Genomic DNA, 11,875 nt, shown 5'->3' with positions numbered 1-11,875 from the left:
AGGGCGTCACAGGAGCCGAGGCAAAATAAGTTTTCTGGCAAACATTCAAGTCAGAAACGATTTATCGGGTTGAGTCTCTAAAACGAGGAAAATTTTTAGCAAAGTTGTTGACGCTTCAACTTTCTTCGTGCAATACTTGTATCAGCAAAACAAATTGAACCGTCAACTAATTGTTGGCGTGATGAAAGGACTTAGATATGACTGCATCTGCACTGACTTCCGGCACCTGGAACCTTGACGCTTCACACTCCGAGGTCGGCTTCTCGGTCCGTCACGCTGGTATCTCCAAGGTTCGCGGTAGCTTCACCGAATTCGATGCAACCCTGACCGTCGGCGAAACCCTGGCTGACTCCAGCGTTGTTGCCAACGTTCAGATCGCCTCGGTCAACACCAAGGACGCAAACCGCGATGGTCACCTCAAGAGCGCTGACTTCTTCGACGCCGAGCAGTTCCCAGCCATGACCTTCAAGTCCACCGGCATCAAGGGTGACTCGGAAGAATTCGTCTTGGTCGGCGAGCTGACCGTCCGTGGCGTTTCGAAGGAAGTTGAATTCGACGTAGAGCTTGGTGGCCAGGCAGTGGACGCATTCGGTGCAACCCGCGCTGGCTTCTTCGCAAGCACCACCATTTCCCGCAAGGAATTCGGCATCACCTGGAACGCAGCTCTTGAAGCTGGCGGTGTTTTGGTCAGCGACAAGGTCAAGATCGAAATCGATGCTTCCTTCGTGCTTCCAACCGAAGCCTAAATAAAACTTCCCGAAGGCCGTCGCATGGGGTGACGGAATAGAGGGCCGATACAGACAAAGCCTCCGAACCATTCGTGGTTCGGAGGCTTTGTTGTTGTTGTATGAAGCGTTTTCTGAGCTTAGTAACTGTAAGCGGATTCAGACGCTTCCGGTGCCATGATCGCAAATACGATCACACCGACAAAACTCAGCACGTAGATGAGGCCAAGGATTAAGCCGATCCAGCCGGTTACCCTGCCAACGGTTGCTGGAGTATTAAACTCGCGCTCGGCCTGACGAGCCTTGATGATGGCGATGGGGCCGAGGATGATTCCGAGAAGGAAGAGTGAGATGATGCCCAGAATCATTGAAGTTTGCGCGAGCTGGCTGCCTACGAACTGATTCTGATTTGGGTACCCCTGATTTGGGTAACCCTGAAAACCCAGTTGGTACGGCGAGTTCTGATTAGGCGACTGCTGGTATCCGAACTGCTGATACTGACGGGACTGGCCATACTGCTGATTTTGTCCTTGGTTTGGCTGGCCTGAAGTGTACGGATTCTGTGGTTCGCCATTCGGAGTCGACATTGCGGCCTGCTTTCAAACTAGGTGGTTAGTTCATTAAATCAATCATGCGGCCAATTCACGCAAATAAATTGTGTTTGGGCCAATGAGATGTCACTTCGGGGCGCTAGAAAAGTCATCAGTTAGTCGGGCAAGCCAATTGGTTTCTAGAATGGTGAATCATGACTTGGGCTTCGTTTTGCGCGTATCTTGGCGTGTGCGTGATGGTGACACTTTCACCCGGACCGGATACTTTTTTGGTACTGCGCTATTCGCTGGTTCGTCAGCTACACGGAGTCATCGCGGCTCTCGGGATGATGGTGGCCATCTTTGCTTGGGCCACTCTGGCAGGGGCTGGAGCAGCTTCGGTCATTCAACGATTCCCTATCGTTGAGACGGTCATCTCGACTCTCGGTGGACTGTATCTGATCTATCTCGGGCTCTCTGGTTTTTTCAAATCACGAGCGGTCGCTAAAGCCGACAGCGCTATCGCTCGCACCGAAACCCGTTCCACCACCGCGCGGCAGGTTCACTCGCTGGGCAAAACTTTTACCGCCGGCATGCTCTCGGCTGCGCTCAATCCGAAGCTGGGCCTACTGTTTCTAGCGATGATGCCAAGCTTTATTCCCCAAGGTTCTAATACCTTCGTGTGGGGCATGGGGCTGGGCGCAATCTTCGCTTCGGTTGGATTCATCTACATGCTGATTTTGAGCACGGCAGCGTCAAAAGCGATGCACTGGTTCAAGCGCCCAGAGATCGCTTTGCGCTTGGAATGGGTTGCTTGCGCAGCGCTATTCATCATGGGTGTGGGCGTACTTGTTCACGCGTTCTTGTAGACCGAGGCGTGGCACAACACTCGTATCGAGGAGGCATCTGTAGCATCGATAGCTAGCGTTAGGTGGCCAGACTTGGTGCTGGGCACTGCGCGATGGCACCGTCGCGCAAAGCGATGGCTCGATCCGCAAGCATTTGAGAGTCGTGATCATGGGTCACCAGCACCACTGCTCGTCCACGGTCCGCTTCGTCGCGCAAAATCTTATGAATCGCATCTCGGCTTGATGTATCCAGCGAAGCTAGCGGTTCATCAAGCAGCAGCACCGGGGTTTGCTGGACCAATCCTTGAGCCACTAGCGCACGCTGGCGCTGCCCGCCGGAAAGCGTGGAGAAATTTCGGCGTTCAAATCCACTAAGGCCCACGCGCTCTAGTCCCTGTGCGACGACCCGATTGCGTTCTATTCGTGTGGATCGAGTGTGCCATGTCCCCATCGCTACAACATCGGCCACACTCAGTGGCAGAGCCGGGGGAGTGTTGGGTCTTTGAACCACCAGCGCAACTGGAACCGGTCGTTCGATGTGACCGTGGCTGGGCAGCATGACACCAGCAATCAGTTCAAGCAATGTTGACTTTCCTGACCCATTGGCGCCTGTGATGGCCAGTATTTCTCCCTTGTTGATAGTCAGTGATACTCCATGCAGCATTTCTTCCTGAGCATAGGAAAAATGCACCGAGCGAACGTGGATCAAAGTGTTGGGTGTTGTCATAGCTCCAGTGTAGCAATTGATAATGATTCTCATTTAAGGTTACTCTGTGTCATGTGTTGATACTTCCTTTCACTTCTGAGTTCATGGAGCGCGCCCTGATCGGCGGCAGCTTGGTCGCAGTTATTTGTGCCATCGCCGGTACATGGGTCGTGATTCGTGGGATGGCTTTTCTCGGCGAAGCGATAGGCCACGGCATGCTCCCTGGAGTTGCCCTCGCGACCGTATTGGGACTGCCGGTAATGCTCGGCGCTGCGGCCAGTGCCGTGGTGATGACTGGCCTACTTGGTGCAATGCAACGGAAAGGAAAACTTTCCTACGACACCAGCATCGGTCTGGTCTTCGTGGGCATGCTGTCACTGGGAATCATCATCGTCTCCCACTCACGTAGCTTTGCCACGGACGCCACAAGCATGCTCTTTGGCGACATCCTGGCCATCAACACTGCGGACCTGTGGCTTCTAGCCGGTGCCTTGTTGCTGAGCGTGGCCATTGCCGTGAAGTTTCACCGAGCCTTCGTAGCTAGTGCGTTCGACACTCGAATCGCCTTGACCTTGGGCTTCAAGCCAGGACTAGCACAAATCATGCTGGTGCTTTTAGTAGCGCTGGCTATCACAGCCTCTTTCCGGTCTGTCGGAACGTTGCTGGTGGTTGGCATGCTTCTGGCGCCAGTCGTAGCGGCCAAGGTTTGGGTAGCGCGCATTCCCGCCATCATGATCCTGGCCACCGTTTTCGGAGTGCTCGGTGTGAGCGGCGGACTACTAATTTCTTGGTACGCACAAACGGCAGCGGGGCCTTCAATCTCTTGCCTGGCCATTGCGTTGGCCGGCATTTCGGCCTTGATTCAAAAGCTTCTGAGTACTCACAAGTGCATGACTGAAACGGCACACAATAAATCGCTACTACACGTTGAAAGTGCCACATGAAGGCTCAGTCCTACTCACTTACCGCAGTACTACTAAGCGCAGTACTACTGGCGGGATGCGCCGCCTCTCCGTCCGCCACCAACGACGATAGCGCCGTGGAACCGGCAGATCACGGAGCCGTTGAAGGAGCACAAGAAATGCCCGAGGCACCACTACATCTAGTGACAGTGGACGCTAGCGGCACAAGCGGAATGCTGGATCTGCTCACCGATGAAGAAACTGAACTGAGCGAACTAAAGAACATCCAGAATCTACAAACCGAGGGACGCTACCTCTTTGCCGATACGGGGGCAGGGGTAGACATCGTTGATAGCGGGATGTGGAGCTGGAACCACACGGACCATTTCCATTACTACCGCGGCACAGCGCAAACTGTCGGTCATCTCGATGGCGAGGGACCAGCGCAGATCACCGGTGGACCGCTCTCCACCGCAGGAAGTACCGGTGTTTATTTCCCAAAGACGGGAAAGGGAATTCTGCTAAAGAATTCTGAACTGGCCAAGGGTAACGTCAGTGAACAATTCACTACTCAAGCCTCACCTCATCAAGGTCTACTGACTCCGCTGGGAGAAGGTGCCATAACTAGCGAAGCTAAAAGTGAAACGTCTCCGGCACAAGTGCAATATTTGGACGCCGAGGGCCACCCGGTAGACGGTGCAAACGCTCCCTGCGCTAACCCGAGTGATGCCACACAGACTGCTGCAGGACTCGCTATCGCGTGTGAACAAGGCATCCTCGTTGCCAACGAAGAACAGCCTGGACACCCAGAATTTGAACTGGTGAAATATCCCCAAGGGACTACCGCTGATGAACGAGTTGACCAGCTTGAACATCGCAAGGCCCGCCCTGTGGTGGCTGGTCTGGCAGGGGAGCGAGGGGCTTGGGTTATTAATACCCGAGACCTGAGCATGAACAGAATTATGGAGGATCAGAACCTCCTGAAGGTCACTGCCGTGGGGGATAAAGACGGCAACGTGGTGGCTGTAGATGCAAGCGGACGGGTGCTGGTCTACTCCACAGAAGCCGGAAAAACTACCGGAGTCAGCAAGCCAGTGCTTCAGGAAACTGTGAAAAATCCTCAGGCCTTGGCGAGCACAAATTTGGTCGTCGATGCTCAGCGAGCCTACGTGAATGCCCCTGCGCAGAAGAGAGTGTTTGAAATCGATTTTGCTGATTCAGCACGGATCGCCCGCACCCTTAGCCCGCAAATAGATCCGACCTGGATGACTCAGGTGGGGAATTGATGAGCAACAATATAAGGCACTCAGGTAAAGCGCTGGCCTTGCTGCTGGGCGTATCGCTGTTACTGACTGGCTGCATCGGCACGGCACAGCAAGATGAGAAACCGAGCATTGTGGTCACCACCAACATTCTTGGAAATGTTGTGCAGAACCTAGTCGGTGACCAAGCCCAAGTTCACACGCTGATGCCACCGAATGTTGATCCACACTCCTTCGAAATCTCTGCGCAGCAAGCCGCCTTGCTCCATGATTCAGACCTGGTGGTTTCCAACGGATTGAAGTTGGAAGAAGGCCTGCAACATCAGCTGGACGCGGTTGATGAGGCCGAAAACAACCACTTTGTCGCCAGCGATCATTTTGAGGTTCTAGAGGTTGCAGGGTCTAACGGTGCAGACGACCCACATTTCTGGACCGACCCAGCAAAGATGATCCAGGTGGTTGACGCCTTACACCAGCAACTCAAGGATCTCCCCGGAATTTCTGCGGAACAGTTGGCTTCCGATACCCAGGGGTACCGCGCCGAACTCACTGAGCTTGAACAGCAGATGACCGCTTCTTTCGCGCAGATTCCCGAACAGTCTCGGGCGTTGGTAACCAACCACCATGTTTTTGGTTATCTCGCCGAACGCTTCGGATTCAAAACCATTGGGGCAGTGATCCCTTCGGGGACAACACTGGCCTCTCCAAGTGCAGCGGATCTAGCGTCGCTGGCCGAAGCCATTCGTAGTTCAAAGGTCCCCGCGATCTTTGTTGAGTCGGCCCAGCCGGACAAGCTGGCACGCGCCCTGGCCGAAGAAGCCCAAGTAGAGGTACAAATCGTCGAATTGTATTCAGAATCGCTCACGCCACCGCATCAAGGGGCCGATAGCTATCTGCAGATGATGCAAGTGAACACCGAACGAATCACCCATGCCCTGCGCAACTAAGCGCAACAAGAAAGGAATCATGAATCTCATCTCGCCTCGCACCCTCAAAGCCGGGTCAGCTCTAGCCGTCCTAGGTCTACTGGCCACCGGATGCACCGCACCCAGTGCTGCCGAATCCGAAACTGTGTCACCAACTAGGATCGCGGTGACCTATAAAGACGGCGTCTCAGTACTCGACGGGAAGTCACTGAAAGTACTCAAGAGTTTTGACACCGAAGAATTCACGCGATTGAACTCGGCAGGAGATGGCAAAAACTTCCTGCTCACCACCTCCAAAGGATTCCAAGTTCTGGATGGAACGGCTCCTGAACTGACCGAGACCACCTTTGACGCCGGAGCTGCTGGACATGTGGTTCCACATGCTGGCAAGACAGCGCTCTTTGACGACGGCAGCGGAACCACCACGATCTTCGACACCAATAAGCTCGCAGAGGCCGATGGAAAACTGCCGGAGGTTCAAACGGTTGAATCCCCAGCTCACCACGGGGTCTCGGTGGCCTTGGACGACGGTTCCTTGTTAACCACCGTTGGTGATGACACCTCACGTACCGGTGTGAAGCTGCTTGATGACAAACAGCAGAAGATCGCCGAAAGCACCGATTGTCCGGGAGTGCACGGTGAAGGTACCGCTGCCGATGGCCGTGCAGTCTTCGGCTGTGAGGACGGGGCATTGGTATTTGCTGACGGAAAATTCACGAAGCTCACCGCACCTGATACCTACGGTCGCATGGGCAACGCCTACGTCTCACCAACCAGTGAATTAGTCATTGGCGACTACAAGGATGACCCAGATGCCGAGGGCAATTTGCTGCACCAGATCACCCTGATCGATACCGCCAAGCTCAGCTACAAGGTAGTAGATCTGCCCAAGGGAATTGAATACACCTGGCGCGGACTCACCCGTGGTCCACAGGATCTTGGTTACCTGTTAGGTACCGACGGTAAGATCCACGTGATTGATCCAAGCACCGGGAAGATCACCCGTGACATCGATGTTATTGACCCGTGGGAAGGACCGGCCGAATGGCAGGAAGCCCACCCGTCCCTGCGCATTGATGGCAACACCGCCTACGTCAGCGAACCAGCTAAGAAGTCGGTGTACGCCATCGACCTTGAGACCGGTAAAAAGACTGCGACCGTGAAACTGGACGCGGAGCCTAACGAAATGGCTGTGACCACCAAGTAGAGCTTGCAGAAGAAATAGTTGTGGCCGATTGCCCGCCCGAATCTGGGTGGGGAATCGGCCACAAGTCTGAGCGCGTACAATTACAGACCGCGCACCATCAGTACATCCAAGGTTCGTGGACCGTGCACACCCTCAACACGTTCGAGCTCGATATCACTGGTGGCCGAAGGCCCAGAAATCCAAGTTAGCGGGCGGGTGATAGAAAGCCGTGGCATGGCTTCGGGCAGCAGCTGCACAATCGTGGAGATCGGCACAATGCACACGTGGTGATCCGGTACCAACGAGATGGCACGACGTCCCTGATCTGGCTGACCATCAAGGATGATGGTGCCCGACTCCGCGACGGAGACTGCTGAAGAAGTCACCACCGCACTGGTGGCATCTAGTTCGGCCACACTCAAGCGGGCGCCGGGAGCATCAAGACGCTGTTCCACATCTTTGTCTAGCGCCGAAAGCCAGTTGGTATCTAGGCCCTGCGGGTAGACAACACTGCTGGCGTCCTTGAGCTTGGCTACCACAAATTCAGGAATCTGCGCCGCATCGATGACCTCAACGCCGGCCTTGTAATCCACCAAACGGTCTACCAAGAGTTCGATGAGCTGCTCTTCATTCATGGCGGAGGTGGTGCGGTATTCGCGCGGCACTTCTTCGGTCACCGGGGTATCGGCTAGGGCCGTACGAATCCTTGAGAGGATCTCATCTTTGGCGCTCACTTGGACTCCTTTTCGTCGCTCCACCAGTCGCGGAAAGACTTACTTGGTGGTGCGGGAATGTCGCGGCTCTGGGTCCACCCGGCAGCGATGCCCGGCAGCTTTTTGATCTTCTTATCCTTACCGGCGGCCAATCGACCCAGTGGCAGTGCTTTTTCGAGCAGACCAATATTTTTGCCCTTGCCCAAAGCCCAAGATCCGCCCTTCATCAATAGATCCATCTGGGTAGGCAGTTTGTGCTTCTCACGTTTGGCATCCACATCTTCGCCGCGCAGGTGCACAAGGATTTCTGGGATGTTGATCTTTACCGGGCAGGCTTCATAACAAGCCCCACACAGTGAGGAAGCGTAAGGAAGAGATCCGTTTTCCTCAACCTCGATGCCGGTGAGCAGCGGGGAGAGGATCGCGCCGATCGGGCCCGGGTAGGTTGAACCATAGGCGTGACCGCCCGTGCGCTCGTAGACCGGGCAGACGTTCATGCAGGCCGAGCAGCGGATGCAGTTCAGCGCGGTGCGGCCAAAACGATCGGCCAGGGCTCGGGTGCGTCCGTTATCGAGCAAGACGATGTGCACATTCTGCGGGCCGTCGTCTTCGGTGACACCGGTCCACAGTGAGGTGTACGGGTTCATGCGCTCACCGGTGGAGGAGCGTGGCAACAGCTGCATGAAGACCTCGATGTCCTCCCACTGCGGCAGTACCTTCTCGATACCCATCACGGTGATCAGGGTTTCTGGCAGGGTCAGGCACATGCGGCCGTTGCCTTCGGACTCGACCACGCCCAAGGTGCCGGTATCGGCTAGGGCAAAGTTGGCTCCGGAGATCGCGACCTTGGCAGCCAAGAACTTCTTGCGTAGGTGGGCACGAGCCGCTTCGGCCAACTTGGCTGGCTCATCGGTCAGGTTCGGATCCACCACCGGCATCTCCTTCAGGAAGATGTCGCGCACCTCGGTGCGGTTTTTGTGGATGGCAGGAACCAGGATGTGGCTTGGCTTGTCGTGGCCTAGCTGGACGATCAGTTCGGCGAGGTCGGTTTCAAAAGCACTAATACCTTCGGTTTCCAAGTGCTCGTTGAGACCGATTTCCTGAGTGGCCATGGACTTAACCTTGACCACCTCGGTAGATCCGGTGGCTTTCACCAAATCGGTGACGATCTGGTTCGCTTCATCCGCGTCGCGGGCCCAGTGGACAATGCCACCGCGTGCGGTGAAGTTCTTTTCGAATTCCAGCAGACGCTCTTCTAAGGTGGCCATCGAATTGTTTTTAATGACGCTGCCCGCATCACGCAGGGCTTCCCAGTCGGGAAGTTCTCCAACGACCTTCAGGCGCTTATCGCGGATGGTGTGGGTGGCATGGCGCAGGTTTTTGCGCATCTGGGTGTTGCCCAGTTCGCGGTGCGCTGCCTTGGGGAATGGCTCTTGCTCGAACAGGTTGCCCTGTCCGCCGGCTGGCATGCCGAGGAATACCTGAGTCACAGTGACACCGTCTCTTCCATGGTGCTGGCCAGAATGTCGGCCAGGTGCAGGGTTTTTGGCTTGGCGCCGGTGCGTGAAAGACCACCGCCGATGTGCATGAGGCAGGAGGCGTCGCCACCGGAACAGGCTGAGGCGCCGGTGGAGCAGATGTTTTTCACCTTGTCATCTAGCATGGCCGAGGAAACATCGGCGTTCTTAATTGAGAAGGTGCCGCCGAAACCGCAGCACTGGTCAGCCTCTGGGAGTTCGTTGACGGTAATGCCACCAACGGATTTGAGCAGATCCAGTTGACGGTCGCCCAGACCCAAAGAACGCATCCCGTGGCAGGAAGGGTGGTAGGTGATGGTTTCGGGGAAGTAGCTACCGAGTTGTTCGGCCGCATTGGTGACACCTAAAACGTCCACCAGCAGTTGGGTGAGTTCATAGGTGCGTTCGCCAACTGCTTTGGCGCGTTCCTTGAGCTCGGGTTTGCCCAGACGCTCGGCCAAGTAGGGGTGTTGGTGCTTCACTGAAGCAACGCAGGAGCCTGATGGGGCAACGGCGACGTCATAGTCGTCGGTGTCGAAGGCATTGATGTGGTTTTGGACTACGGGCAGAGCTTCAGGCATGTAGCCGGAGTTCATGTGCATCTGTCCGCAGCAGGCTTGAGCCTTCGGGAAGATCACTTCATGGCCAAGACGTTCCAGTATTTTCACTGTCGACTTGGCTGTTTCTGGGTACATGGCGTCAACAATGCACGTGGCAAAGAGAGTAATTCGCATAATAAATGACTCTTTCAGGTGTGGTCTGACCATACTATGCCAAGGATTTTGTAATAGTCAAGACTTGTTGTGATGGCACTCACGTTGTACTCTTGGTGGTCGGACCACATATGGTCAGACCATCTTCTAGTAAGGACGCCCACACCGTGTTTACACCATCCACCGAGCCGATAGCGGGCAGTGTTGCCCTCTCAGCGCTGGTTGCGTTGATCCCGTTGATCACTTTCTTTGTACTGTTGGCGGTGATCAAAACCAAGGCTCACTGGGCCGGATTAGGTTCCCTGGCAGTCGCCATTATCATCGCCATAGTTGGCTGGAAAATGCCGGTATTGATGGCACTGAATTCCGGGGTGATGGGAATGGTTTTTGGCGCCTTCCCGATCGTCTGGATCGTTGTCATGGCCATCTTCCTCTACCAAGTTACCGTCAAGTCGGGACGCTTTGAAGACCTACGTCGTGTCTTTGACGTGATCGGTGGAGGGGACGTGCGCATCCAAGCGGTGCTGATCGCTTTCTGCTTTGGTGGGTTGCTTGAAGCGCTGGCCGGGTTTGGTGCTCCGGTAGCGATTACCGCGACCATGTTGCTGGCGCTGGGGCTATCTCCGCTGCGTGCAGCTTGTGCCGTGCTGATTGCCAACACCGCGCCAGTGGCCTTTGGTGCTGTGGCTATTCCGATCACTACCGCCGGAGCCCTGACCGGTATCCCCGCGAAGGAAATCGGTGCCGTCGTCGGCCACCAGTCGCCACTGTTGGCGCTGTTCGTTCCCACCATCCTGGTCTTGATCCTCGATGGCTGGCGCGGCGTGCGCCAGGTACTGCCGGCTACGCTGACCATCGGTATTTCCTTCGGTATCGCCCAGTGGCTGTGCTCCACCTACTTCTCCTACGAACTGACCGACATTGTGGCCTCGCTCGTCGGATTGGCGGCAGCGGTCATCTTGCTGCGCTTCTGGACTCCTAAGGGTGCGGCCGAAGCACGCGAGCGCGTACTGACCCCTGAAGCTGCCGCGTTGCCAGTGGAGCAGGGCACCAAACTGCACGGTCCAAATACCTGGATGGCACTGTTCCCTTACCTTTTGGTCATCGTGATCTTTGGTCTGGCCAAACTGTGGAAGCTGGGTATCAATATCCCAGCATGGCTGACCAGCACCGACATTAAGTTCGGCTGGCCAGGACTCTATGGGGAAGTGGTGGATTCGAGCGGTAAGGCTGTCTCGTCAACCATGTACACCTTCTCGTGGCTATCCTCACCGGGTACTTTGCTGCTCATCACCGGCGTGATTGTCGCCTTCGTTTATTCACGCAATACCTCCGGAGGCAAGTACGCGATGACCTTCGGCGAAGGGCTGTCGGAAATCGGCAAGACCATCTACAACATGCGTTTTGCCGCTTTGACCATCCTTTCGGTCCTCGGCTTGGCCTATGTGATGAACCTGTCCGGCCAGACCATTACCGTGGGAACGTGGCTGGCTGGAACCGGTGGATTCTTCGCCTTCCTCTCGCCAATCCTTGGCTGGATCGGCACCGCGGTGACCGGCTCGGACACCTCGGCTAACGCGCTCTTTGCTAAGTTGCAGCAGACGGCCGGAGTCAATGCGGGCATCGACCCCAACCTTTTGGTGGCAGCTAACACCTCCGGTGGTGTGGTCGGCAAGTTGATCTCGCCACAAAACCTCGCAATCGCCGCAACCAGCGTGAAGATGGAAGGCCAAGAATCGGTCATCCTCAAGAAGGTCGCCGGCTGGTCCGTTGGTATGCTGCTGGTGCTGTGCTGCTTGGTCTACCTGCAGTCCACTCCGGTGCTCTCATGGATGCTTCCGTAGCCC

12 protein-coding genes are annotated in these 11,875 nt (G+C 55.7%); 7 read left to right on the top strand and 5 right to left on the bottom strand.

Annotated features, from left to right (window positions below):
• Positions 1-197: 197 nt before the first annotated feature.
• The gene (locus ACT3RW_RS14525; RefSeq protein ID WP_262199326.1) at positions 198-746 is read left to right on the top strand and encodes a YceI family protein; all 549 of its coding nucleotides are present in this window, start codon (positions 198-200) and stop codon (positions 744-746) included.
• Positions 747-865: 119 nt separating this feature from the next.
• Here ACT3RW_RS14525 and ACT3RW_RS14520 read toward each other — a convergent pair whose 3' ends face one another.
• The gene (locus tag ACT3RW_RS14520) at positions 866-1,312 is read right to left on the bottom strand and encodes a hypothetical protein (RefSeq protein ID WP_444614233.1); all 447 of its coding nucleotides are present in this window, start codon (positions 1,310-1,312) and stop codon (positions 866-868) included.
• 158 nt (positions 1,313-1,470) lie between these two features.
• On the opposite strand from ACT3RW_RS14520, the gene ACT3RW_RS14515 reads away from it, so the two are divergent.
• Positions 1,471-2,124, top strand: coding sequence for a LysE family translocator (locus tag ACT3RW_RS14515; RefSeq protein WP_444614232.1), 654 nt, complete (start codon positions 1,471-1,473; stop codon positions 2,122-2,124).
• A gap of 58 nt (positions 2,125-2,182) precedes the next feature.
• On the opposite strand, the gene ACT3RW_RS14510 is transcribed toward ACT3RW_RS14515, so the two are convergent.
• Entirely contained in the window at positions 2,183-2,830 is a 648-nt protein-coding gene (locus tag ACT3RW_RS14510) for a metal ABC transporter ATP-binding protein (protein ID WP_444614231.1), read from the bottom strand.
• A gap of 53 nt (positions 2,831-2,883) precedes the next feature.
• Between ACT3RW_RS14510 and aztB the strand changes: the two genes are divergently transcribed.
• The 4 genes from aztB to aztD are packed head-to-tail and all read left to right on the top strand — an operon-like array spanning position 2,884 to position 7,106.
• Positions 2,884-3,753 carry a zinc ABC transporter permease AztB gene (gene aztB / locus ACT3RW_RS14505; RefSeq protein WP_444614230.1) on the top strand — a complete coding sequence of 290 codons (870 nt, stop codon included), beginning with the start codon at positions 2,884-2,886 and terminating at the stop codon, positions 3,751-3,753.
• Positions 3,750-4,997, top strand: coding sequence for an ABC transporter (locus tag ACT3RW_RS14500; RefSeq protein WP_444614229.1), 1,248 nt, complete (start codon positions 3,750-3,752; stop codon positions 4,995-4,997). The genes aztB and ACT3RW_RS14500 overlap by 4 nt, the downstream gene beginning before the upstream one ends.
• Entirely contained in the window at positions 4,997-5,920 is a 924-nt protein-coding gene (locus ACT3RW_RS14495) for a metal ABC transporter solute-binding protein, Zn/Mn family (protein ID WP_444614228.1), read from the top strand. Before ACT3RW_RS14500 ends, ACT3RW_RS14495 begins: the two co-directional genes overlap by 1 nt.
• A gap of 19 nt (positions 5,921-5,939) precedes the next feature.
• Complete coding sequence (aztD, locus tag ACT3RW_RS14490) at positions 5,940-7,106, top strand: zinc metallochaperone AztD (protein ID WP_444614227.1); 1,167 nt, start codon at positions 5,940-5,942, stop codon at positions 7,104-7,106.
• 80 nt (positions 7,107-7,186) lie between these two features.
• On the opposite strand, the gene ACT3RW_RS14485 is transcribed toward aztD, so the two are convergent.
• From ACT3RW_RS14485 to ACT3RW_RS14475, 3 genes are read right to left on the bottom strand one after another with little or no spacing between them, the layout of a single operon-like run.
• The gene (locus ACT3RW_RS14485) at positions 7,187-7,819 is read right to left on the bottom strand and encodes a LutC/YkgG family protein (protein ID WP_444614226.1); all 633 of its coding nucleotides are present in this window, start codon (positions 7,817-7,819) and stop codon (positions 7,187-7,189) included.
• Entirely contained in the window at positions 7,816-9,267 is a 1,452-nt protein-coding gene (locus ACT3RW_RS14480; RefSeq protein WP_444614655.1) for a LutB/LldF family L-lactate oxidation iron-sulfur protein, read from the bottom strand. Before ACT3RW_RS14480 ends, ACT3RW_RS14485 begins: the two co-directional genes overlap by 4 nt.
• A 17-nt stretch (positions 9,268-9,284) precedes the next feature.
• The gene (locus tag ACT3RW_RS14475) at positions 9,285-10,049 is read right to left on the bottom strand and encodes a (Fe-S)-binding protein (RefSeq protein WP_444614225.1); all 765 of its coding nucleotides are present in this window, start codon (positions 10,047-10,049) and stop codon (positions 9,285-9,287) included.
• A gap of 146 nt (positions 10,050-10,195) precedes the next feature.
• On the opposite strand from ACT3RW_RS14475, the gene ACT3RW_RS14470 reads away from it, so the two are divergent.
• A complete protein-coding gene (locus ACT3RW_RS14470) occupies positions 10,196-11,872 on the top strand; it encodes an L-lactate permease (RefSeq protein WP_444614224.1) in 1,677 nt (558 codons plus the stop codon).
• The last annotated feature ends 3 nt before the right edge of the window (positions 11,873-11,875 follow it).

Origin of the sequence: Glutamicibacter sp. AOP5-A2-18 (assembly GCF_052446055.1) — a bacterium.
GTDB lineage: Bacteria > Actinomycetota > Actinomycetes > Actinomycetales > Micrococcaceae > Glutamicibacter.
This window is presented reverse-complemented; position numbering and strand designations above follow the sequence as displayed.

What these genes read in the sequence shown, in the direction of transcription:
- ACT3RW_RS14500 (WP_444614229.1), top strand. Translation starts at nt 3,750, where the DNA reads ATGAAGGCTCAGTCCTACTCACTTACCGCAGTACTACTAAGCGCAGTA.
- ACT3RW_RS14515 (WP_444614232.1), top strand. Translation starts at nt 1,471, where the DNA reads ATGACTTGGGCTTCGTTTTGCGCGTATCTTGGCGTGTGCGTGATGGTG.
- ACT3RW_RS14510 (WP_444614231.1), bottom strand. Translation starts at nt 2,830, where the DNA reads ATGACAACACCCAACACTTTGATCCACGTTCGCTCGGTGCATTTTTCC.
- ACT3RW_RS14480 (WP_444614655.1), bottom strand. Translation starts at nt 9,267, where the DNA reads ATGCCAGCCGGCGGACAGGGCAACCTGTTCGAGCAAGAGCCATTCCCC.
- aztD (WP_444614227.1), top strand. Translation starts at nt 5,940, where the DNA reads ATGAATCTCATCTCGCCTCGCACCCTCAAAGCCGGGTCAGCTCTAGCC.
- ACT3RW_RS14475 (WP_444614225.1), bottom strand. Translation starts at nt 10,049, where the DNA reads ATGCGAATTACTCTCTTTGCCACGTGCATTGTTGACGCCATGTACCCA.
- ACT3RW_RS14520 (WP_444614233.1), bottom strand. Translation starts at nt 1,312, where the DNA reads ATGTCGACTCCGAATGGCGAACCACAGAATCCGTACACTTCAGGCCAG.
- ACT3RW_RS14525 (WP_262199326.1), top strand. Translation starts at nt 198, where the DNA reads ATGACTGCATCTGCACTGACTTCCGGCACCTGGAACCTTGACGCTTCA.
- ACT3RW_RS14495 (WP_444614228.1), top strand. Translation starts at nt 4,997, where the DNA reads ATGAGCAACAATATAAGGCACTCAGGTAAAGCGCTGGCCTTGCTGCTG.